21 protein-coding genes are annotated in these 22,757 nt (G+C 57.8%); 7 read left to right on the top strand and 14 right to left on the bottom strand.

All coding sequences use genetic code 11. The features are described from left to right. Positions 1-107: 107 nt before the first annotated feature. The 10 genes from C7433_RS11265 to pdxB form a co-directional block, all read right to left on the bottom strand. Positions 108-677: a UbiX family flavin prenyltransferase gene (locus C7433_RS11265; RefSeq protein WP_006120055.1), complete on the bottom strand. Its 570-nt coding sequence runs from the start codon at positions 675-677 to the stop codon at positions 108-110. A 101-nt stretch (positions 678-778) separates the two neighbouring features. After that, positions 779-2,296 carry an amidophosphoribosyltransferase gene (gene purF, locus C7433_RS11260; protein WP_033740671.1) on the bottom strand — a complete coding sequence of 506 codons (1,518 nt, stop codon included), beginning with the start codon at positions 2,294-2,296 and terminating at the stop codon, positions 779-781. Positions 2,297-2,333: 37 nt separating this feature from the next. After that, on the bottom strand, positions 2,334-2,819 hold the full coding sequence (gene cvpA, locus C7433_RS11255) for a colicin V production protein (protein ID WP_026021019.1): 486 nt from the start codon (positions 2,817-2,819) through the stop codon (positions 2,334-2,336). 252 nt (positions 2,820-3,071) lie between these two features. Beyond that, positions 3,072-3,851 (bottom strand): cell division protein DedD, encoded by a 780-nt coding sequence (dedD, locus tag C7433_RS11250; protein ID WP_110268191.1) that lies wholly within the window; start codon positions 3,849-3,851, stop codon positions 3,072-3,074. Next, entirely contained in the window at positions 3,841-5,109 is a 1,269-nt protein-coding gene (gene folC / locus C7433_RS11245; RefSeq protein WP_110268190.1) for a bifunctional tetrahydrofolate synthase/dihydrofolate synthase, read from the bottom strand. The genes dedD and folC overlap by 11 nt, the downstream gene beginning before the upstream one ends. Before the next feature lie 91 nt (positions 5,110-5,200). Then, the gene (gene accD, locus C7433_RS11240; RefSeq protein WP_033740674.1) at positions 5,201-6,115 is read right to left on the bottom strand and encodes an acetyl-CoA carboxylase, carboxyltransferase subunit beta; all 915 of its coding nucleotides are present in this window, start codon (positions 6,113-6,115) and stop codon (positions 5,201-5,203) included. Between the two features lie 155 nt (positions 6,116-6,270). Beyond that, complete coding sequence (locus C7433_RS11235) at positions 6,271-6,927, bottom strand: DedA family protein (protein ID WP_033740676.1); 657 nt, start codon at positions 6,925-6,927, stop codon at positions 6,271-6,273. A 24-nt stretch (positions 6,928-6,951) separates the two neighbouring features. Then, on the bottom strand, positions 6,952-7,755 hold the full coding sequence (gene truA, locus C7433_RS11230) for a tRNA pseudouridine(38-40) synthase TruA (RefSeq protein WP_006120062.1): 804 nt from the start codon (positions 7,753-7,755) through the stop codon (positions 6,952-6,954). After that, positions 7,755-8,765, bottom strand: coding sequence for an aspartate-semialdehyde dehydrogenase (locus tag C7433_RS11225; protein ID WP_039339710.1), 1,011 nt, complete (start codon positions 8,763-8,765; stop codon positions 7,755-7,757). Before C7433_RS11225 ends, truA begins: the two co-directional genes overlap by 1 nt. A 107-nt stretch (positions 8,766-8,872) precedes the next feature. Continuing rightward, the gene (gene pdxB / locus C7433_RS11220; RefSeq protein ID WP_110268189.1) at positions 8,873-10,006 is read right to left on the bottom strand and encodes a 4-phosphoerythronate dehydrogenase PdxB; all 1,134 of its coding nucleotides are present in this window, start codon (positions 10,004-10,006) and stop codon (positions 8,873-8,875) included. 148 nt (positions 10,007-10,154) lie between these two features. On the opposite strand from pdxB, the gene C7433_RS11215 reads away from it, so the two are divergent. After that, positions 10,155-11,054: a DMT family transporter gene (locus C7433_RS11215; RefSeq protein WP_033740681.1), complete on the top strand. Its 900-nt coding sequence runs from the start codon at positions 10,155-10,157 to the stop codon at positions 11,052-11,054. Here C7433_RS11215 and C7433_RS11210 read toward each other — a convergent pair. Together C7433_RS11210 and tctD are read right to left on the bottom strand one after the other, a co-directional pair. Continuing rightward, positions 11,035-12,423: a sensor histidine kinase gene (locus tag C7433_RS11210; protein WP_033740683.1), complete on the bottom strand. Its 1,389-nt coding sequence runs from the start codon at positions 12,421-12,423 to the stop codon at positions 11,035-11,037. The two genes, C7433_RS11215 and C7433_RS11210, sit on opposite strands and share 20 nt — an antisense overlap. Further along, positions 12,414-13,085 carry a transcriptional regulator TctD gene (tctD, locus tag C7433_RS11205; protein WP_033740685.1) on the bottom strand — a complete coding sequence of 224 codons (672 nt, stop codon included), beginning with the start codon at positions 13,083-13,085 and terminating at the stop codon, positions 12,414-12,416. The genes C7433_RS11210 and tctD overlap by 10 nt, the downstream gene beginning before the upstream one ends. 119 nt (positions 13,086-13,204) lie before the next feature. On the opposite strand from tctD, the gene C7433_RS11200 reads away from it, so the two are divergent. The 4 genes from C7433_RS11200 to flk all read left to right on the top strand — a co-directional run bounded on the left by C7433_RS11200 (position 13,205) and on the right by flk (position 17,297). Further along, positions 13,205-14,185, top strand: a complete 981-nt coding sequence (locus C7433_RS11200; RefSeq protein WP_058701311.1) for a tripartite tricarboxylate transporter substrate binding protein — start codon at positions 13,205-13,207, stop codon at positions 14,183-14,185. Positions 14,186-14,197: 12 nt separating this feature from the next. Continuing rightward, complete coding sequence (locus C7433_RS11195) at positions 14,198-14,629, top strand: tripartite tricarboxylate transporter TctB family protein (RefSeq protein WP_033740687.1); 432 nt, start codon at positions 14,198-14,200, stop codon at positions 14,627-14,629. A 10-nt stretch (positions 14,630-14,639) separates the two neighbouring features. Beyond that, positions 14,640-16,142 carry a tripartite tricarboxylate transporter permease gene (locus C7433_RS11190; RefSeq protein ID WP_033740688.1) on the top strand — a complete coding sequence of 501 codons (1,503 nt, stop codon included), beginning with the start codon at positions 14,640-14,642 and terminating at the stop codon, positions 16,140-16,142. Positions 16,143-16,256: 114 nt separating this feature from the next. Then, the gene (gene flk, locus C7433_RS11185) at positions 16,257-17,297 is read left to right on the top strand and encodes a flagella biosynthesis regulator Flk (RefSeq protein WP_033740689.1); all 1,041 of its coding nucleotides are present in this window, start codon (positions 16,257-16,259) and stop codon (positions 17,295-17,297) included. A 1-nt stretch (position 17,298) separates the two neighbouring features. Here flk and C7433_RS11180 read toward each other — a convergent pair whose 3' ends face one another. After that, on the bottom strand, positions 17,299-17,742 hold the full coding sequence (locus C7433_RS11180) for a rhodanese-like domain-containing protein (protein ID WP_110268188.1): 444 nt from the start codon (positions 17,740-17,742) through the stop codon (positions 17,299-17,301). Between the two features lie 88 nt (positions 17,743-17,830). On the opposite strand from C7433_RS11180, the gene C7433_RS11175 reads away from it, so the two are divergent. Then, on the top strand, positions 17,831-19,270 hold the full coding sequence (locus tag C7433_RS11175; protein ID WP_110268187.1) for a PLP-dependent aminotransferase family protein: 1,440 nt from the start codon (positions 17,831-17,833) through the stop codon (positions 19,268-19,270). Positions 19,271-19,355: 85 nt separating this feature from the next. Here the strand turns inward: C7433_RS11175 and fabB are convergent, their stop codons facing one another. Continuing rightward, positions 19,356-20,576 carry a beta-ketoacyl-ACP synthase I gene (gene fabB, locus C7433_RS11170; protein ID WP_033740697.1) on the bottom strand — a complete coding sequence of 407 codons (1,221 nt, stop codon included), beginning with the start codon at positions 20,574-20,576 and terminating at the stop codon, positions 19,356-19,358. A gap of 151 nt (positions 20,577-20,727) precedes the next feature. Between fabB and mnmC the strand changes: the two genes are divergently transcribed. Continuing rightward, on the top strand, positions 20,728-22,740 hold the full coding sequence (mnmC, locus tag C7433_RS11165) for a bifunctional tRNA (5-methylaminomethyl-2-thiouridine)(34)-methyltransferase MnmD/FAD-dependent 5-carboxymethylaminomethyl-2-thiouridine(34) oxidoreductase MnmC (RefSeq protein ID WP_110268186.1): 2,013 nt from the start codon (positions 20,728-20,730) through the stop codon (positions 22,738-22,740). Positions 22,741-22,757 lie beyond the last annotated feature (17 nt).

Genomic DNA, 22,757 nt, shown 5'->3' with positions numbered 1-22,757 from the left:
CAGTGAAGTCACAGAGAAAAAGCGATGTTGTGAACTTTTAGTTCACCAAATGCAGGAACAGTGATCGCTCCCGCGCTTTTGCACTAAATAAGTGCACAAGCTGAACCTTATGCACCTTGCCAGCGCACAAACAAATCCTGAGGCAGTTCAATGTCGAACTGATCGATAACCCGGTTAATTGTTTGATCGACCAGTTCGTCAATGGTTGTCGGACGATGATAAAACGCCGGTACCGGCGGCATGATAATCGCCCCTAATTCAGCGGCAGTCGTCATCATCCGCAGGTGGCCAATATGCAGCGGCGTTTCACGCACGCAGAGTACCAGCTTGCGCTGCTCTTTAAGCACCACGTCCGCCGCGCGCGTCAGCAGGGAATCGCTGTAGCTGTGCACAATGCCCGACAGGGTTTTCATTGAACACGGTAAAATCACCATGCCCAGGGTTTTAAACGACCCGGAGGAAATGCTGGCGGCAATGTCGCGCACATCATGAACCACATCGGCCAGCGCCTGAACATCGCGCAGACTGTAGTCACTTTCCAGGCTCAGCGTCTGACGCGCCGCGTGACTGATGACCAGATGGGTTTCCACGTCGCTGACCTGCTGCAAGACCTGCAGTAACCGCACGCCGTAAATCACACCGCTTGCGCCGGAAATACCAATAATGAGTCGTTTCATCGTTCAACCTTGCAGTGGCAAAGTGCACCATAATAGCGCAGCGCGACAAAAAACACAGAGGGCGGGATAAGTCCCGCCCTCTTTTTTTGCATCAGGCCTGATCAGCCTTCGTTATGCAGTTCAAGATTTTCGACTTCGTTCTGCCGCGCAATGGCTTTCGCGTCGTCGTTACGCAGGGATTCCAGATATTCAAGGTAGCCCTGATCCACATCTTTAGTAACGTAAACCCCGTTAAAAACGGAGCACTCGAACTGAACGATATCGGGATTCTCTTCGCGTACGGCTTCGATGAGGTCATTGAGATCCTGGAAAATCAGCGCATCTGCTTTGATAATCTGACGAATCTCTTCGACTTCGCGGCCATGGGCAATCAGCTCAGTGGCGCTCGGCATATCAATGCCGTAGACGTTAGGGAAGCGCACTTCCGGAGCCGCAGAGGCGAGATAAACCTTTTTAGCCCCTGCTTCGCGTGCCATTTCAATAATCTGTTCAGACGTGGTGCCACGCACGATAGAGTCATCGATCAGCAAGACGTTTTTATCGCGGAATTCGGCGCGGTTAGCATTGAGTTTGCGGCGCACGGCGCTGCGGCGCAGCTGCTGACCCGGCATGATAAAGGTACGACCGACATAGCGGTTTTTCACAAATCCCTGGCGGTAAGGCTTATCAAGGATGCGGGCGATTTCCAGTGCCGTATCCATGGAGGTTTCCGGAATCGGAATCACCACATCGATATCCAGATCTTCCCATTCACGGGCAATTTTCTGGCCCAGCTTGGTGCCCATGCGGACGCGCGCGCTGTAGACCGAAATTTTGTCCAGGAAGGAGTCTGGTCGGGCAAAATAGACGTATTCGAACAGGCACGGATTGTTCTTGGGGTTCTCGGCACACTGACGGGTCGAAAGCTGGCCCTGCTCCGTGATGTACACCGCTTCACCCGGCGCGACGTCACGGATGAATTCAAAACCCAGTGTATCCAGCGCGACGCTCTCTGAGGCCACCATATACTCGGTACGGCCATCCGCAATGACGCGTTTGCCCAGCACCAGCGGACGAATCCCGTTAGGATCGCGGAAGGCGACCATGCCGTGGCCGATAATCATCGAGACCACCGCATACGCGCCGCGAACCTGCTGATGCACGGCGGCGATAGCGGCAAAAATGTTGTCGGCTTCCAGCGGATAGTGCTGAAAACGATCCAGTTCCTGCGCAAAGATATTCAGCAGGATCTCTGAGTCTGACGTGGTGTTCACATGACGGCGGCCTTTTTCGAACAGCTGCTTACGCAGCTCATGTGCGTTGGTCAGGTTACCGTTGTGTGCAAGAGAAATCCCGTACGGCGAGTTGACGTAGAACGGTTGCGCTTCAGAAGCGCTGGAGCTGCCCGCTGTAGGATAGCGTGCATGACCAATCCCCATGTTGCCTTGTAAACGCTGCATATGACGGGCTTCGAAAACATCGCTGACCAGGCCGTTGGCCTTACGCAGGCGAAAGCAGTTGAGCGCATCAATCGTACAAATGCCTGCGGCATCCTGCCCACGATGCTGGAGCACCGTTAACGCGTCATAGATCGACTGGTTTACCGGCATGAAACCGGTGATACCGACAATACCGCACATGTTGTCATTTCCTCATTAAGCCGTACGCCCGATGGTCTCACCGGGGCAAAAAACTCGACGTGCTTTTCAGGTAGTCAAAAAACCACCTGATTATAGAACTGAACTCGGGAATAAGTTGAGACTGCTGCCAGTCCGGGCTTTTTGAAAAACCCGTGAATGTATCCAGGAAGAACAGCAAAGCGGCTACAATAAGCACACCACGCAAGGCCCCGAAACAAACGCCTAATACCCGATCGGTTCCCGACAGGCCGGTTTTTTCTACCAGCGAGCCGATAACGTAGTTCACTATCGCCCCCACAATCAGGGTCGCAATGAACAGCACCGCAATGGCGATTCCGTTCCGAACCAGTTCGTCGTCAAAACCTGTAAACCAGACAGCAAGGTAGGCATAGTAATGACTGGCGACAAAAAACGCGCATCCCCAGGTAACAAGAGATAAGGCTTCGCGGACAAACCCTCGAACCAGGCTGACCAAAGCCGAAAAACCAACTACCGCAATAATGACGTAATCAATCCAGATCATGAACTCTTCCAGCGCCAGTGCCATTGCACCCCTGCATCCAGTTCGGGGCGCATTCTAACAGAAAAAGAAAACGTTTGCGTAGGGGTTTTCAGGTTCTGCATCCATAAAAAAGGCGAAGAAAAAAACGAACTTCGCCTGTGAGATTGTTATCCGGTTAACCCGTTGAAAAGCCAGGCTAACCGTTGCCCGCCCCGCTTAGCCAGAGCTGATTGCCGCTGCCTGTTATTCTTATCGGCAGCGCCAATCACGGATTTAACGCGCGCTGTAGGGCTTAACCACGCCGCTTAGACCCGAGACGTTTTTCAGCTCGCCCACTGCCGCCTGCATTTTCGCTTTAGACGCATCCGGTCCCACATAAATGCGGGTGATTTGTCCCTGCACCGGCGTTGACGGCACCGTATAGGCCCGGTAACCCGACAGGCGCAGCTTCGCGACAATCTCGTTGACCTTGCTGGCGTTCTTCAATGCGCCCAACTGGACAACATACGCCTGTCCCGAGGGTTGCGTCTCTTTCGGTTGCTCTGCCGGGGCCACTTCCTCGGTGCGCGCTGCCTGCTCGGCCGGCCTGGTTTTTTCAACGGGCTTCGCTTGCTCAACCGGTTTGGTTTTCTCGACCGGTTTGCTCTGCGTCTGTTCTACCGGCTTCGGTTTAGCCTGCTCGGTATGTTTCGGTTTTGTCGTCTCAGCTGGTTTTTCTTTCGCTGTCGTCGAATGTACAGGCGGCGGTGATACGACACTCGGCGCACTGTTTTGCTCGGGCTGCGTGCTGCCCTCTTGCGCCTGTGAGTTGCCCCCGTCAGGATGACTTACCGCACTGCCCGCGCCGGCAGGCGGATGGGCTGGCAGCGACTGGGTGACCGGCGGCACCATTTCGCTGTCCTGCTGGTCGTCCGGTTTCGGGACCAGTGGAATCGCCGCAAACTCTTCTTTATAGTGTTTTTTCTTACCATCCAGCAGCCCCGGCAACACAATCACGCCGATGGCCACCAGAATAACGGTACCGACTAAACGGTTTTGAAACTTACTCGCCACGTCCTCTCTCCGTTTCAATCGATTCCATCACCTGCGCGACGGTCAGGAAAGAGCCGCATACCAGGATGATGTCCTGCGGTTCAGCCTGCTGCCGCGCCTGTTGCCAGGCCTGTTCGACATCTGCGAATGCCCGGGCAGACGTTACGTGTGCCATGAGTTGTTCTGCACTGGCACCGCGCGGGCCGGACAGCGGCGCGCAGTACCAGAAGTCGACCTGCGGGGCCAGCGCGGACAGCGTCCCGGCGATATCCTTATCATGCAGCATCCCGACCACGGCGTGAACGTGCCCCCGCGTCGGCAAGGCAGCCAGGCGCGATGCCAGGTAGCCTGCTGCATGCGGGTTATGCGCCACATCCAGAATCACGCGAGGCGACTCACTGACGGTCTGAAAGCGCCCGGGTAGCACCGCCAGCGGCAGGCTGGCGCGGATATGTGCGTCGCTGACGTTGAGCCCCGAGGCACGCAGCGCCACCAGCGCCGTTGCCGCATTCGGCAGGGGCACCTGCGGCAGCGGTAGATCGCTCAGTTCACCGTGCGCATCGCGCAGAGACCAGCTTTCTGCCTGCGCATGATAGTGCCAGTCACGGCCAAGCTGAATGAGCTGAGCGCCCTTTTCCCTGGCGACATCGGCAATCGTCACCGGCATAGCAGGCTCACCCACCACCGCAGGTTTACCCTGACGGAATACGCCCGCTTTTTCCCGACCAATGCTGTCGCGATCCGGGCCAAGCCAGTCGGTATGGTCCAGCGCAATACTGGTCACCACCGCGACATCGGCATCCACAATATTCGTTGCGTCCAGCCGCCCACCCAGCCCGACTTCCAGAATGACCACGTCAAGTTTCGCCTGCTGGAACAGGTTAAGCGCCGACAGCGTGCCGAATTCAAAATAGGTCAGGGAGATAGTACCGCGTCCCGCTTCAATGTCAGCGAAACTGGCGCTGTGTTGCGCTTCACTCAACTCCTGTCCCTGCACCCGGACACGCTCTGTGTAACGTACCAGATGCGGCGAGCTGTAAACGCCCACGCGATAGCCCGCGGCCATCAACAGGGTTTCAAGCGTCCGACAGGTAGTGCCTTTACCATTGGTACCGGCAACGGTGAAAACAAAAGGGGCAGGCTTCAGCAGGTTCAGACGTTGCGCCACCTGGCGAATACGGTCCAGGCCCAGTTCAATTGCCTGAGTGTGGAGATGCTCAAGATAATAAAGCCACGTGGCCAAAGGCGACGTGGCTTGAGGGAGGTGAAGATTGTCCATATGTCCCGTTTTGCAAATTTATACCTGGTGAAAGCAACAAGGTATAGGGTGCATGGGTGGAAGGCGCGACCGGCGCGCCTTCTGTCTCCTGTCAGGCCTCGTTACTCTCCGGGTGGGACGTCGCAGGTGCGAACTCTTCACCATCGTGCAACGGTGCCGGCAGGTTCATCATTTTTGCCAGCAGACTTGCCAGTTTAAAGCGCATTTCCGGACGACGAATGATCATGTCAATCGCGCCTTTTTCAATCAGAAATTCACTTCGCTGGAAGCCCGGTGGCAGTTTTTCACGCACGGTCTGCTCAATAACGCGTGGACCCGCAAAGCCAATCAGCGCTTTCGGTTCGGCCACGTTCAGATCGCCCAGCATCGCGAAGCTGGCGGAAACACCGCCCATGGTTGGGTCAGTCAGCACCGAAATATACGGCAGACCGCGTTCCTGCATTTTCGCCAGCGCCGCAGAAGTTTTCGCCATCTGCATCAGTGACATTAACGCTTCCTGCATACGGGCACCGCCGCTGGCGGAGAAGCAGATAAGCGGACAGTTGTCTTCCAGCGCCTGCTCGACCGCGCGAACAAAACGCGCCCCGACAACAGAGCCCATTGAACCGCCCATAAACGCGAACTCAAAGGCTGCCGCGACAACCGGCATACCGTGCAGTTGGCCTTTCATGACGATCAGCGCATCTTTTTCATCTGTCGCTTTTTGTGCCGCAACCAGACGATCTTTGTACTTTTTGGAATCCCTGAACTTCAGCAGATCTTTGGGTTCCAGCTCACTGCCCAGTTCAACCAGCGTGCCCTGATCGAGCAGGCTCGCCAGACGCTCACGGGCGTGCATGCGCATGTGGTGGTCGCACTTCGGGCAGACCTCAAGATTACGCTCCAGCTCGGCACGGTAAAGTACCTGGCCACAGCTGTCGCATTTCGTCCACACTCCTTCCGGAATGTTGGCACGACGTGCAGGCGTAATATTGCTTTTATTAAGAATGCGTTCAATCCAGCTCATTGATGACCTTTCTGTTAAAAACTGACCTGGTCCAGTCGTCTTGATGCTGCTGAAAACCGCTTCAGCAGACGGTAAATGTCGCTCATTAAACCACAACCAGTTAAGACTGTGGATAAAAATCTGGTCTTACCCCTGAGCGGTAAGCCTGCTCAGGGTTAATTTTGCTGCTTAGCCTGGCGGCGATGACGCCAGATTTCGATAATGCCCGGCAGAACCGATACCACGATAATGCCCAGGATGAGCAGCTTAAGATTTTCCTGCACCACTGGCAAATCGCCAAACAGATAGCCTGCATAGGAAAACAGCAGCACCCATGCCAGCGCACCGGTAACGTTAAACAGGGCAAAATGCCGATAGGACATGTGGCCCATGCCAGCGACAAAAGGGGCAAAGGTACGCACAATCGGCACGAAACGGGCAAGAATAATGGTTTTTCCACCATGACGGGCATAAAACGCATGGGTTTTATCCAGATAGCTGCGGCGGAAAATTTTCGAATTCGGGTTGCTGAACAGGCGTTCACCGAACAGTTTACCGATGGTGTAGTTCACCGCATCACCCAGGATCGCCGCGATAACCAGCAGCGCGACCATCAGGTGGACGTTCAGATCGTTACCGGGCAATGCCGCCAGTGCCCCCGCGACAAACAGCAGCGAGTCGCCTGGCAAAAACGGCGTGACCACTAAGCCGGTTTCGCAGAATAAAATCAGGAACAAAATGGCGTAAATCCAGATGCCATACTGCGCGACTAATTCGGCCAGATGCACATCAATGTGCAAAATAAAATCGACCACAAAATGGATGAACTCCATAACGATCCCTTTAGCTAAGGTTGATTAATCCGCGAGGAACAACGGCCCCATCGGCGGCTGAGGTAAAGCAAAGTGCGCGGGATAATCCACCGCCACCAGGTAAAGCCCTTCGGCTTTTGCCGTGGCCGCCGCCAGCGTGCGATCTTTGGCGGCCAGCAGTTCTGCCATCCAGGATTCTGGCTGATTACCACAGCCAATTTCCATCAGACTACCGACAATGTTGCGCACCATATGGTGCACAAAAGCGTTGGCTTTAATGTCCACAATGACATAGGGCCCGTGACGACTGACGTTCAGGTGCATCACGTTGCGCCATGGCGTACGCGACTGGCACTGTACGGCGCGAAACGAGGTGAAATCGTTCTCGCCCAGCAGGCTCTGCCCGGCGCGCTGCATCTTTTCCACATCCAGAGGATAGTAAAAGTGCGTCACGCCCTTGCCCAGGATAGCCGGACGTAAGCGCTGGTTGTAAATCAGGTAACGGTAACGCCGGGCTGTGGCGCTGAACCGTGCATGAAACTCGTCCGGCACGGCTTTCACCCAACGTACAGCGATATCGTCCGGCAGATTGGCATTGACACCCAATGTCCAGGCGGCATCCGCTCGCTGCGCCACGGTCTCAAAATGCACCACCTGTCCGGTGCCGTGCACGCCAGCATCGGTACGCCCGGCGCAAAATACGCTCACCGGATGGTCCGCGACCTTCGACAGCGCCCGCTCCAGCTTTTCCTGCACGCTGCGCACTTCCTGCTGCCGTTGCCAGCCGTAGTATCGGCTGCCGTCGTACTCAATGCCCAGTGCCAGCTTTCTTGTCTGACCTTCCGACATCAGTACATATACTCCTGCACCAGCTTCTCTGCGGTTTTCACCGCCATCAGCGCGCCACCGAAACGAACGTTGTCCGCCACGGACCAGAACTGCAACAGCTCCGGAATACCGTAGTCATTACGTACACTGCCGATACTCAGCGCATCGCTACCTGAGGCATCCGTTACCGGCGTGGGAACGTCCTCTTCGTCGCTCAGGCGAATATCGGCGGCCAGGGCCAGCTCTGCTCTGGCTTCGTCTGCCGACAGCGGGCGCAGATTTTCAATGTGGACGATCTGGGCATTGCCATAAAACACCGGTGCCTGAACGCTGCTGACCGCCACGGGCAAACCGTCGTCCTGCAACACTTTGCGCACCTGATCAACCAGGCGACGCTCGCTCTCCACGCTGCCCTCTGCATCGGCCTGTTGTGGCAGCAGGTTAAAAGCCAGCTGACGACCAAAATGGTGGTCATCCGCCGGTACGCCGTTCAGCAGGCGGGCGCTCTCCCCGGCCAGCGCATCCACAGCCACTTTGCCGTGCGTGGAGACGGAGATCAGATTGGTGACCTGCAAACGGCCTAAACCGGCGGCATCGACCAGCGGTTTGATAGCCGTCAGCAGTTGGCTCACCAGATTATCGGCCACGCTGATGATATTGCGATTACGGTAATCGGCCAGCACCTGCGGATTCACATCCGGCACCACCAGCGGCACATCCGGCGACAGGGCAAACAGCTCACTGCTGTCGATAACCAGGCAACCCGCACTCGCCGCCTCTTCCGCATAACGGGCCGAGGCGTCACGACCGGCAACAAAGAAGGCCAGCTGCGCCTGTGACCAGTCAAACTCCGCGGCGTTTTCAACCCGCAAAGAGCGGCCTTCAAAACGTTTACTTTCACCGGCGCTGTTATCGCTTGCCAGCAAATACAATTCACCAACCGGGAACTGGCGTTGAGCCAGCAGTTCCAGTACAGCGTTCCCTACTGCGCCTGTTGCGCCAAGAAGCGCAATATTCCAGCCGTCAGACATGTTGGTTTACCTCAGACAATGACATAAAAACAGAAGGCGGTGATGTCACCGCCCAGGGATTCAGATTTATCCCTGCACCTGTGCCCGCGTTTTACGCAGGCTGACAATCAGGTGGAGGATAATACGGCGTTAAAGCCCAACTGAGTGAGCATTTCTGCGGTCGCGGCCTCATCGCAGTTCACCTGCAATGATGACCACTCGCGACGCTCTTCATACTGCTTGCGCAGGCGGTCAAATTCACCCGGTTTTGCCGCCACTTTTCGCAGGGGCGCATCATCGCGGCGCACATCATACACCAGATGCACAAGACGTTTCAGCGTTGACTGATCGAGCGGCCCATTCAGGCTGATCTGGCTGAACTCTGGCGTAGGCAACAGGCTGCTCAGGGGCACCTGCTGCGGCTGACCAATAAAGTCGCACCAGGCTTCGAACACTTGGGTGGTGCCGCGCGCCTTGCCCTCAAGGGTGTAACCGGCAATGTGCGCCGTGGCGATATCAACCCGATCCAGCAACGCGAGGGAGAGATCCGGCTCCGGTTCCCAGACGTCCAGCACCACGCTCAGATCGTGACGCAGGTTCAGCACCTCAAGCAGTGCGGCATTGTCGACCACCGGGCCACGGCAGGCGTTAATCAAAATCGTCTTCGGTTTCAGAGCCATCAGCAGCGCGGCATCGGCCAGATGCCAGCTTTTATAAGGGCCCGATTTAAACAGCGGCGTGTGAAAGGTCAGAATATCGGCCTGCTGCACCAGCGCATCAAGCGAGAGAAACTCGCCGTCGTCACCCCGATCGGCACGCGGGGGATCGCATAACAGGGTTTTCACGCCCCAGGCTTCCAGCCGCTTCTGCAGGCGTCCGCCCACATTTCCCACGCCCACGATGCCAACAGTACGATCGCGCAACTGGAAACCGTCCCGCTCTGCCAGCAGCAGCAAGGCAGAAAACACGTATTCAACCACCGCAATCGCGTTACAGCCGGGGGCCGCAGAGAAGGCGATGCCCACCTGCTGCAGCCACGCTTCGTCAATATGATCCGTGCCCGCCGTGGCAGTGCCGACAAACTTAACGGGTTTGTCCTGCAACAACGCGGCGTTGACCTGGGTGACGGAACGCACCATCAGACCATCGGCATCCGCCAGCTCGGCTTCAGGAAGCGGTCGGCCAGGTACGGCGACCACATCGCCCGTACGACTAAAGAGTTCACGGGCATACGGCATATTTTCATCGACGAGAATTTTCACCACGGCTTTCCTGTCTGTGTATTGAAGGCCGCTATTCTGGCACAAAAGCCTGACATTCGCCTAACCACGCAGTGCAGGGGCGGGTAAGGCTGGCAGAAAGGGGCATCACAGGCGTACACTGCCGCGGGTCTGAGACGGGAGCCTTGTTATGGTCTTTTTATTTCCGCTGTTTGCGGTGTTGATTTGGTCGGTTAACGCTATCGTGAATAAATTATCGGCAGGTGCCATTGAGCCTGCCGCAATTTCGTTCTATCGCTGGCTGCTGGCGTTGCTGGTGCTGACGCCTTTTGTCCTGCCGGGCGTGCTGCGGCAATGGCAGACGATCCGGCCGCATCTGGGACGACTGATGATTCTGGGCCTGCTGGGCATGGCGCTGTATCAGAGTCTGGCCTATTACGCCGCCCATAGCGTGAGTGCCCTGTTTATGGGCATTATCGCCGCGCTCATCCCGCTACTCACCGTGCTGCTCAGTGTCCTTATTCTGCGGATTGCCCCGACCGTGGGGATTCTGGCCGGCAGTCTGATCTCCTTCTGTGGCTTAATCTGGCTGGTCAGTGAAGGCAATCCTGACCAGCTGCTGCATCACGGCATCGGTACGGGCGAAGCCCTGATGCTGGCGGCCTCAGCCTGCTATGCGCTTTACGGCGTGATGACAAAACGCTGGTCGATTCCCCTGCCCGTCTGGCAGAGTCTGTATGTGCAAATTGCCGCTGGCGTGATGCTGTTGCTGCCCGGTTTTCTGATGACACCGGATGTCTCGCTCACGCCACGGAATCTTCCCCTGGTGGCCTTTGCCGGCCTGTTCGCCTCCATTCTGGCCCCCTGGCTGTGGATTCATGGCGTACAAAAGTTGGGGGCCAGCATCACCAGTATTTTTATGAATCTGACACCGCTCTTTACCGCCCTGATTGCGGTGCTGTTTTTGCATGAACATCTGCACAGCTATCACTGGATTGGCGGCGGTCTGACGCTGGCAGGCGTTCTGCTGGCACAGCGTCTGCGCAGGCCGTTAACGCGACGGGAATCGCTTAAGGCCGATCCGCATTAAACCGGATAGTGACACGCAGCCCACCGAGTGACGGGCTGCTATCCAGCGTGACGGTTGCGCCATGCCAGGCGCAAATATCGTGCACCAGCGCCAGCCCGATACCTGCTCCCGTCTGCATCGCGGCGTTATCCAGCCGGATAAATGGCCGTAAAGCGCTTTGCTGCTCTTCCGGGCGAATGCCCGGCCCTGAATCCTCAATGTATAATCTGCCGCTCTCCAGGCGCGCCGTCACCGTACCCTGCACCGGCGTATAGGTAATAGCGTTATCCAGTAGGTTGGCGCACAGCTCGCCCAGCAGCAGCGCATCGCCTTTGACGTCGCCGTGCGCATCACCTTCGTAACCCAGGTCAATCTGTTTCGCACGCGCAGCCGCATAGCGGCTCAGGCACGCCTCGCGAACCACCGTCGCCAGATCCACTTTCACCATGGGTTTATCTTCGCCGTGTCGGGCTTTGATACGCGCCAGTTGCAGCAGCCGGTCGGTAAGCAGGATGGTGTCATCCAGCGTGTAGCGCATGCTCTGCAGGCTTTCCCGCCACTGTTCGGGCTGATGGCTGTCCAGCGCCGTGCCGATCTGGGTTTTCAGAATGGTGAGCGGCGTGCGAAGCTGATGAGCGGCGTCGGCGCTGAACCGATCCTGACGCGCCAGCAATCCCCGCAGCCGTTCCAGATAGCGATTAAATGCCACGATAAGCGGCTGTAGCTCCGACCACGGCAGGGACGGCAGCGGCGTCAGTTCAGCACCATCGCGACGCAGCACAATGCGGGACAGACGGCGTAAAGGCCGCAACACCCGGCGTAGCATCAGGCTTGCCAGCAACACGGCAATTAACACCAGCGCGCTCTGGCTGAGCAAAGCCGTGCGCATCAGCCCTTTCGCGAAAGCCTCACGGGAATGGATGGTTTCCGCGACCAGCACCAGCGCCATACCTTCCGCGCCCGTCTCGCTGACGGGCTGCCACAAGGCCGCCACCCGGATGCGCTGCTTTTGATAATAGCCGTCATAGAAATGGACCAGCGCGGGATAGGTCTCTGACATCGCGCTGGTGACGGGGATCGGGGGAAGCCCGTCATAGCCGGACAGCGTTTTCCCCTGCGGCGAAATCACCTGATAAAACAGGCGATCATTCATGTTGCGCTCAAAGCTGTCGAGCACCACCCAGGGCACGTCGACCTCCAGGTGTTGGTTACGCACCACCAGCCGTTCAGCGACTGTGCGCGCAGAGGCCAGCAGAGAGCGATCATAGGCCTGATTCGCCGCCGCCAGTCCGCTCTGATAGTGCGTGTAAACAGAAAGCACCCACAGCAGGGAAAGCGGCAGCCCCAGCCAGGCCAGTAACTCGCCCCGTAGCGAGGTGATCAGTCGCATGCCAGGGTTTCCAGGCTGTAGCCCAGTCCGCGCAGCGTCACAATGCCCACGTTACTGCCCGCCAGCTTTTTGCGTACCCGGTGTACATACAGCTCGATGCTTTCCGGGCTGGCGTCATCCGCCAGGGTGAAGGTTTGTTCATACAAATGCTGCCGCGAGACCGGGCGGCCCCGACGCTGCATCAGCGTGGTCAGTACGCTGGATTCACGCGGTGTCAGCGCCAGCGGTTTCTCTGCCAGCAAAAAGTAGCCTTCACCGTTCAGCACCAACTGGCCCAGGGTCTGGTGCCGGGCCGAGTGTCCCTGCGCACGACGCAGCAACGCACGCAGGCGCGCATCCAGTTCATCCAGTTCGAAGGGTTTGGTCAGATAGTCATCCGCGCCGGTATTCAGGCCGCGCACGCGGTCGTCCAGCGTTGTGCGTGCGGTCAGCAGCAACACCGGGACATTTTGTCCACGCCGACGTAACCGGGTTAACACCTCAATGCCGTCCAGACGCGGCAGGGAAACATCCAGTACGACCAGCGCATAATCTTCACTTTGCAGGCTGTGATCCGCCGAAACGCCGTCCGCGACCCAGTCCACAGCAAACCCTTTTTGCGTTAACGCCTTCTGTAACCATCGCGCCAGCTCGGCCGTGTCTTCCACCAGTAAGAGACGCATATCACATCCTTTCACTAAACCTGATGGCTGAAAGGTAAATGAAAGGTTACCGATTTAACAATTCAATAACGCCGAATTGTCGGTAGTAATCACACTCTGAAAGAAAGATGGAGCGCACGATGAAAAAAATAATCCACACCGCCCTCGCCTCTGCCCTGTTGGCTCTCATATTGCCGTCGCCAGGTAATGCCGCTGCCCCCGACAGGACCGAATGCATTGCCCCCGCCAAACCGGGTGGCGGTTTCGATCTGACCTGTAAGCTGATTCAGGTTTCACTCATGGAAACCAAACAGATCGAAAAACCGATGCGCATTACCTACATGCCTGGCGGCGTGGGTGCTGTGGCCTATAACGCTATTGTGGCTCAGCGCCCGGCTGAAGCAGGCACTGTGGTCGCCTTTTCGGGCGGCTCACTGCTGAATCTGTCGCAGGGAAAATTTGGTCGTTACTCGGTCGATGATGTGAAGTGGTTAGCGGCCATCGGCACAGATTACGGCATGATCGCCGTGCGGGAAGACGCGCCGTGGAAAAATCTGGGCGAATTAATGGCGGCCATGAAAGCAGATCCGACCAAGGTGGTGGTCGGTGCGGGTGCCTCCATCGGCAGTCAGGACTGGATGAAAACCGCGCTGGTGGCGAAAGAAGCCGGTATCGATCCGCGTAAAATGCGCTATGTCGCCTTTGAAGGCGGGGGCGAAGTCGTCACCGCGTTGTTGGGCAATCATATTCAGGTGATGTCGGGCGATCTCAGCGAAATGGTGCCGCACCTGCAAGGCGGTAAACTGCGCGTCCTGGCGGTGATGGCCGACAAGCGTCTGCCCGATCAGCTGGCCACGATTCCGACGGCGAAAGAGCAAGGGTTTAACGTGGAATGGCCCATTATTCGTGGCTTCTATCTGGGGCCGAAGGTCAGCGACGCGGATTACCAGTGGTGGCAGAACGCGTTCGAAAAAATGGTGCAAACGCCCGAATTCAGGCAACAGCGCGAACTGCGTGGCCTGTTTGAGTTCAATCTCTTTGGCGCAGAACTGGATAAATACGTGAAGAATCAGGTGGCCGCTTACCGTGAGCAGGCGAAATCCTTTGGTCTGGCTAAGTAACCGGAGCGCATCATGAGCGATCGTATTTTTGCCACGCTGTGGCTGGTGTTATGTCTGGCAGGGTTAGTTGTCGCCTGGCAAATCCAGAGTGAATACAGTTATGAACCCGTCGGCCCGCGGCCTTTTCCGCTGGCGCTGCTCACCCTGATGGCGCTGTGTGCCGTCATGCTGCTACTGAGAAAGCCCGATGCCATCCAGTGGCCCGCACCGCAGACGATGAAACGTCTGGTGGCGCTGGCCGTCATGCTGTTCGTGTATGGCTGGCTGTTTGAACGTCTGGGGTTCCCGTTATCCACCGCGCTCCTGACCTTCGGCATCGGCATGCTGTTTGGCGCGCGCTGGTGGGCCGCCGTCCTGTCCGGCGCGGTTATGGGGTGGGCGCTGTTTTACGCCTTTGACCATCTGCTGGATGTCACCCTGCCGGCTGGCAGCCTGATGAGCTAAGGAGAGAAAAATGGATATCTGGTCTTTTCTCATGCAGGGTTTTGCCGTTGCCATGACACCGCAAAACCTGCTGATTGCCTTAACTGGCTGCTTTATCGGAACGATTGTTGGCCTGCTGCCCGGTCTGGGTCCGATCAACGGCGTGGCCATTCTGATGCCGCTGGCCTTTGCGCTGCACCTGCCTGCGGAGTCTGCCCTGATTTTACTGGCAACGGTGTATCTGGGCTGTGAATACGGCGGACGCATCTCGTCGATACTGCTCAATGTGCCGGGCGACGCTGGCGCGATTATGACCGCGCTGGATGGCTACCCCATGGCACAGCAGGGAAAAGCGGGCGTAGCGCTGTCTGTCTCTGCCGTAAGTTCGTTTGTCGGCTCCACCATTGCGATTATCGGCATCATCCTGTTCGCCCCGCTGCTGGCGCGCTGGTCGCTGGCGTTTGGCCCGGCGGAGTATTTTGCGCTGATGGTGTTTGCCATTGCCTGCCTGGGCAGCATGATGAGCCAGAATCCGCTCAAGTCATTTCTGTCCGCCCTGATTGGCTTAAGCATGGCGACCGTTGGCGTGGATGCCAACACCGGCGTTTATCGCTTTACCTTTGACAGCGTTCACCTCTCCGACGGCATTCAGTTTGTCGTGGTGGTCATTGGCCTGTTCTCGGTGAGCGAAATTTTGCTGATGCTGGAATCCACCCATACGGGACAAAAGGTGGTGCGCGCCAGTGGCCGCATGATGTTCAACATGAAAGAAGCCGCCCAGTCGACCGGGGCGACGCTGCGATCATCATTTATTGGTTTCTTTGTCGGTGTCTTGCCCGGAGCCGGTGCCACCATCGCCAGCGCAATCGCCTACATGACAGAGAAAAAAATCAGCGGCAGCGACCAGTTTGGTAAGGGCGATATTCGTGGTGTTGCTGCGCCGGAAGCCGCCAACAACGCTTCGGCGTGCGGATCGTTTATTCCGATGCTGACGCTGGGCATTCCGGGCTCTGGCACCACCGCGGTGATGGTCGGCGCGTTGACGCTATATAACATCACGCCCGGTCCGGCGATGTTTACCGAACAGCCGGATATCGTCTGGGGGCTCATTGCGGCGCTGTTAATTGGCAACGTGATGCTGCTGATTATGAACATCCCGATGATCAACGTGTTCGCGCGTATGCTGACCATTCCGCTGTGGTTTCTGGTACCGGCCATTGCCGCCATTTCTGCGGTTGGCGTTTACGCCGTACACAGCACCACCTTTGACCTGCTGTTGATGGTCGGGCTTGGTGTTTTTGGCTATATCCTGCGAAAAATGGACTTTCCGATGTCACCGCTGATCTTAGGTTTCGTGTTGGGCGAAATGCTGGAGCAGAACCTGCGCCGTGCGCTGTCTATCAGCAATGGTGAAATGGCGATTTTGTGGGAGAGCCCGATTGCCAAAGTGCTGCTGATCCTGGCCGTGGCGGTATTGATTGTTCCGTTTGTATGGAAACGTCTGCGCCGTAAAGCCACGCCTGCGCATCAGTAAGTAAATCTTTGGTTGAAACACATCAGCCCCGTGGATTTCCAGGGGGCTTTTGTTATCATAGCGTATTCTGTTTCCGGCGCACCCCACGCTAGTCTGTTTTCCAAGGAATCCGCCATGCAACCTGTCAGCGGCCCCGGTGTGCCGGTCGGCGATCGTTCATCTGTTAATCCCCAAACTGACACTTCACGTCCGGGCAGCGTTGCCGGTGAACAACCGCTGTCGCCTGCCCAGCGTACGACGCTTGAGCGTTTGATTGTGCGCATCATGTCCCTCAGCACGTTAAAAGCGCCGGAGCTCTGGGCTGGGCTGCGCCATGAAGTGGGTGTGAAGAGTGAAGCGGAACTGCAGTCGCGCCACTTCCCGGCTGCCGAGCAGTTTCTCAACGCCCGCCTGGCGCAGGTGCAAAATGGCCATGCCACACGTCAGCTAATGACGCAACTGACCGAATTGCTGCCGAAAGGAAACAATCGTCAGGCTGTCAGTGATTTTATCCGTCAGCAGTTTGGTCAGACGGTGCTGAGTGCCCTGACGCAGGACCAGCTGCGTCAGGTGTTAACCATGCTGCAAAATGGTCAGATGGCAATCCCCCAGCCGCAACAGAGTCGCACCAGCGATCGCTCTCTGCTGCCCGCCGAACACCAGGCGCTGAATCAGCAGATCGTCCGCCTGGCGGCCGCCACCGGCGAATCCAGCGGCAAAATCTGGACGGCGGCGCTGAAGCTGGTGAACCTGACCAGTGGCGATCCGATTCCTTCACGCCATTACCCGTTACTGACTCAGTATCTCCAGGTGCGTCAGACGCTGAGCCAGCACAGCGCGCCAACGCTGCAGCTGATTGAAAGCTCACTGAAACATCCTCTGGACAAGCGTGAGCAGCAGATGCTGGAGGATTACAGCCAGCAACGGTTCCAGGCTACCCCGCAAACGGTGTTGACGCCGACCCAGACGCAGGATCTGCTTAACTTCCTGTTTTCACGGCGCGCAGAGCGAGCCCATGAGCAGGCGCTGGCCGACAGTGAGTTGAATCCGCACCCCATCTGGGCACCGATTTCCGCCTCGCTGCCGCCCGCGCTGAAACCGCTGGCTGAGCGCCCCTTACTGGCCGCGGTCGTCGGGCTGATCGTACTGGCCTTTCTGCTCTGGCTGGTGCTGTAAATCAGCAACCACAGGATGCCGCAGCCGTTGTCTGCGGCCATTCGCCCGCCTCATCGCCCCATGCCATGGGGTGACCATCCCGCTTCCAGAAATCCAGCCCGCCAGTCAGCTCTTTCACCTGAAAGCCCAACAAGGCTAACTGATGCGCCGCTTTGGTTGAGCCATTGCAGCCAATCCCATCGCAGTAGGTGACGTACACTTTATTACGATCCAGGCGGGCCGTGCTGGCTTCGTTCATTTCCCGGTGCGGGAAAGAGATCGCGCCACAGATATGACCGCCGCGATATGCCTCTGCCTTTCGCGCATCCACGACCACAATCCCCTGAACCTGACGGGAAAGATCCTCAGCCAGATCCCAGGCATCGGTGTAATACGCCAGTTTAGCCTGCAGATACGCCACGCTTTGCGACGGTGAGGCGGGAGGGAAACGTAAAACGGATGACATCGGCATTTCTCCTGTTGTGTGATGACGGCAGTGTACGGCAAAGTGGATGCCTGACTAAGACCCATCTGAACCTGTTGATAAGACCATTATGTCGTCACCGCTTCTGCAACTGTTTCATCATCAGACCACGGGCGGTCTGCGTGACCGCCTGTGCGCCACGCTGCGTCAGTGGATAGAAACCGCGCACCTTCAGGCCGGACAGAAACTGCCCTCTACACGTCAGCTGGCCACGGATTTAACGCTGTCACGCGTGACGGTGGAAGCGGCTTACGCCCAGCTCGAAAGCGAGGGTTATCTGCGGCGGGAAACAGGCCGGGGCAGTTTTGTTGCCATCACTCTCCCTGACAAAGCTCCCCGCATTCGCGCCAGCCGCATGGCCCGGTTGTCACGACGCGGCCAGCAGGTCCTGGCGACAGGCGGCTGCCAGGACGCGCCGTTTCCCTGTGCGTTTGCAGCGGGTTCTCCGGAGTTGCGGGCGTTTCCTCATGCGGTCTGGCGGCGGTTAACCGCACGTATCCAGCACAGCGAAGGCCAGAGCGTGATGGGCTATGGCGATCCGTCAGGCTATATGCCACTGCGCCACGCGCTGGCTGATTACCTTGCGTTGTCGCGCGGCATTCACTGCCAGCCTGAGCAGGTCGTGATTCTGACCAGCTCGCAGCAGGCCCTTCAGCTACTGGCGCTGATGCTGGTCGACCCTGGCGATAACGTGTGGATGGAGGAGCCGGGTTATGCGGGCGCACGCAACGCCTTTCTGGCTGCGGGTGCCCGCGTGAGCGGAATAAGTGTGGATGGCCAGGGCGCCGTCCCTCAGCCTGGCGCGGCAAAGCTGATGTACCTGACGCCCTCCCATCAGTATCCGACAGGTGTTGCCTTGAGTCTGCCACGTCGTCTCGCCTGGCTCGACTGGGCTCGCCGCAACGGTAGCTGGCTCATCGAAGACGATTATGACAGTGAGTTTCACTATGATGAGCGCCCCGCTCCCGCGCTGCACGCACTCGACAGGGATCAGCGGGTGATAACCTTAGGCACGTTTTCAAAATCCCTGTTCCCGTCCCTGCGCCTGGCATGGATGGTCGTGCCCGAGGCACTGGTGGAACCCTCGGGTCGCGTACGCAGCATTCTGGATGGTCACAGCGCCCTGCTTCCCCAGGCGGTGACCGCCGCGTTTATGCAGCAGGGGCACTTCGCCAGTCATCTGCGCCTGATGCGTCAGCTTTACCAGAGCCGTCGCGATCGCTTACTGGAACAGATTGAACAGCGTCTGACGCCGTGGCTCACCCCCTTTCCCTGTCCGGGCGGACTGCAGCTGGCTGTTAACCTGTTACAGGGGGATGAAGGCGCTTTGACCGTACAGGCGGCAAACGCGGGCTTACTGTTACCCCGGCTCAGCCCGCTGTATAGCGAAAAAACAAACCGGCAAGGCTGGCTATTAGGTTTTGCGGCGCTCACGCCGGATGAAATCGTGGCGGGATGTGACAGGCTGGTCAGGCTGCTGTCACGTAGCGCATCCCGTCAACGTGACTAATGGACCGAAACAAAAAAGGCCGGCAATCGCCGACCTTTTGGATGTGTGTGCGTCATGCTGCGCGCAACATGACGCTTCGCCACACTTATGCCTGGTATTTACGCAGGGTCAGGGTGGCGTTGGTGCCGCCGAAACCAAAGCTGTTAGACATCACGGTGGTAAGGGCTTTTTCCGTCGGCTCTGTCACGATGTTCATGCCTTCTGCCGCGGCGTCCAGCGAGCTGATGTTAATGCTTGGGGCGATAAAGCCGTGCTCCAGCATCAGCAGTGAGTAAATCGCTTCCTGCACACCCGCCGCTCCTAAGGAGTGGCCGGTCATGGCTTTGGTCGCAGAGATGTACGGTGTGTTTTCGCCAAACACTTCACGAATAGCACCCAGCTCTTTGACATCGCCCACTGGCGTAGAGGTACCATGGCTGTTCAGATAGTCGATTGGCGTGTCCACGCCCTGCATCGCCATCTTCATGCAGCGTACAGCGCCTTCACCTGACGGTGCGACCATATCAGCACCATCAGAGGTGGCACCGTAGCCCACGATTTCAGCATAGATGTGCGCGCCACGAGCCAGCGCATGTTCCAGCTCTTCCACCACGACCATACCGCCGCCGCCTGCGATAACGAAGCCGTCGCGCTCGTTGTCATAGGTACGTGACGCTTTTTCTGGCGTGTCGTTGTAACGGGTCGACAGGGCGCCCATCGCATCGAACTCACAGGCCATTTCCCAGCACAGCTCTTCGCCGCCGCCGGCAAAAACGATATCCTGCTTGCCCAGTTGAATCTGCTCAACCGCGTTACCAATACAGTGTGCAGAGGTCGCACAGGCTGAACTGATAGAGTAGTTTACGCCGTGGATTTTAAACGGTGTGGCCAGGCAGGCAGAAACACCGGATGCCATCGCCTTGGTCACCACATAAGGGCCAACGGCTTTCAGGCCGCGTGGGCTGCGCATCGCATCCGCGCCAAAAACCTGAAAACGTGGAGAACCGCCGCCGGAACCTGCAATCAAACCTACGCGAGGGTTGTTCTGGTAGGCTTCGTTGCTCAGGCCAGAATCTTTGATAGCTTCTTCCATTGACAGGTAAGCATAGATGGACGCATCACTCATGAACCGCACAATTTTGCGATCAATGAGGCCGGTGGTATCGAGTTTAACGTTACCCCAGACGTGACTACGCATGCCGGAATCTTTCATCTCCTGGGAAAAAGTGATGCCTGAGCGGCCTTCACGCAGAGATGCCAGCACCTCTTGCTGGTTATTACCAATACTGGAAACGATCCCTAAGCCAGTAATCACAGCACGTTTCATTCAATCTTCCTCAACACTTCTGTTATTTGACGAGCACTCTAGCTTACACTTGTACGCCGAACAAGTCCGATCAGCCAATTCCTTTGTAAATTTGCGTCATCTTCCCCCGGCCGATAAACTCCTGCCATTCCCTGAAAAATGAGCCTTTACTGTGAAACTGTCTCCGGTTGAACATGCCCAACTGAGCTGGAATGAACAGGGTACACCTGTTTCCCGAGCCTTCGGCGACGTCTACTTTTCCAACGACAATGGTCTGGAAGAGACGCGCTACGTGTTTCTGGGTGGCAATGATTTCCCCCAACGATTTCACCACCACCCACGCGACCTGCTGATTGTGGCCGAGAGCGGCTTCGGCACCGGCCTTAACTTTCTTACGCTCTGGCAGGCGTTTGACCAGTTCCAGCGTCATCATCCCGATGCGGCGCTGAAGCGACTGCATTTCATCAGCTTTGAAAAATTTCCGTTGACCCAGGCCGATCTGATGGCGGCCCATCAGCACTGGCCTGAACTTGCGCCCTGGGCCGACCAACTCCAGCGTCAGTGGCCATTGGCCCTGCCCGGCTGCCAGCGGCTGTTATTCGATGCCGGCCGCATCACGCTGGATCTGTGGTTAGGCGATATTAATGCGCTAATTAATAATTTTGATGACAGTCTGCATCGTCAGGTCGACGCGTGGTTTTTAGATGGCTTTGCGCCGTCGAAAAATCCCGATATGTGGACGCCGGAACTGTTTCAGTCGATGGCGGCGCTGGCCCGGCCAGGGGGCACATTTGCCACCTTTACGGCCGCCGGTTTCGTACGTCGTGGCTTGCAGGAAGCGGGCTTTGCGGTCACGCGCCGTAAAGGATTTGGTCCAAAACGGGAAATGCTGTGCGGCTCGCTTGAACAGGCACCAGCACAGTACCCGCGCCAACCCTGGTATGCCCGGCCTGCGCCGTCTGAAAAAGAGGTTGCTCTGGTGGGCGGCGGTATCGCCAGTGCGACGCTGGCCCTGGCTTTACTGCGCCGCGGCTGGCGCGTTACGCTGTATTGCGCCGACGAAGCCCCCGCGCTGGGCGCATCCAGCAATCGTCAGGGCGCACTGTACCCTTTGCTTAATCAGCACGATCCGGCGCTTGCCACCTTTTTCCCCGCCGCCTTCACGTTTGCCCGTCGCCTGTATGACGCGCTGGATCTGCCGTTCGAACACGACTGGAGCGGCGTCCTGCAGCTCGGCTGGGACGATAAAAGTGCCAGCAAGATTGAACAGATGCTGGCGATGGGATTACCTGAAGAGATTGCCCATGGCGTGACGCAACAGGAAGCCGAGGCGCTGGCGAAGGTTGCGCTGCACTGCGGCGGCATCTATTACCCGATGGGCGGCTGGTTAGCCCCGGCCGAACTGACCTCTTCCCTGCTGTCCAGGGGCGAGCAACTGGGATTGCGTGTACACTGGCTGCATCGCGTCACCGCGCTCAGTCAGAATGCGCAGGGCTGGACGTTAACCTTTAGCGAACAGCCCGATGTGCATCACGCTGCCGTGGTGCTGGCGAACGGGCATCACCTCACCGACCTGCCCCAGACCGACGCGCTGCCCGTGTATCCGGTGGCCGGTCAGGTCAGCCATGTTCCCGTATCGCCTGCGCTGTCGGCGCTCAGGACGGTGCTCTGCTACGATGGCTATCTCACGCCCGCCAGTCCCCAGTTTGCGACGCACTGTATCGGGGCCAGCTATCACCGGGGCGAGACCTCCACCGCCTTTCGTGAAGCGGATCAGCAGGAGAATCACCGCCGCCTGCAGCATTGCCTGCCGCACAGCGACTGGGTTAATGCGGTGGATGTCAGTCAGAACGCAGCGCGCAGCGGCGTACGTTGTGCCACGCGGGATCACTTACCGATGGTGGGCTGTGCGCCGGATTACGCAGCGACGCTTGCGCTTTATGCCGATCTGGCGCAGCAGAATGCCCGCGGAGCGGCGATCCCAGCGGCGCCGTACTTTCCCGGCCTTTATCTGTTCGGCGCACTGGGCTCGCGCGGGCTGTGCAGCGCACCGCTGGCGGCAGAAGTCCTGGCGGCACAGCTGAGCGGCGAACCCCAGCCGCTGGATGCCAGCACGCTGGCGGCGCTGAATCCTAATCGTTACTGGGTCAGAAAGCTGCTGAAGGGCAAAAAAGCGGGGAAATAGCACCAGGGCGGCATGCC

The organism is Pantoea sp. PNA 03-3 (assembly GCF_003201175.1).
In the GTDB taxonomy this organism is placed as follows: Bacteria; Pseudomonadota; Gammaproteobacteria; order Enterobacterales; family Enterobacteriaceae; genus Pantoea; species Pantoea stewartii.
Note: the sequence above shows the minus strand (reverse complement) of the source record. Positions and strands in the feature narration are given on the sequence as shown.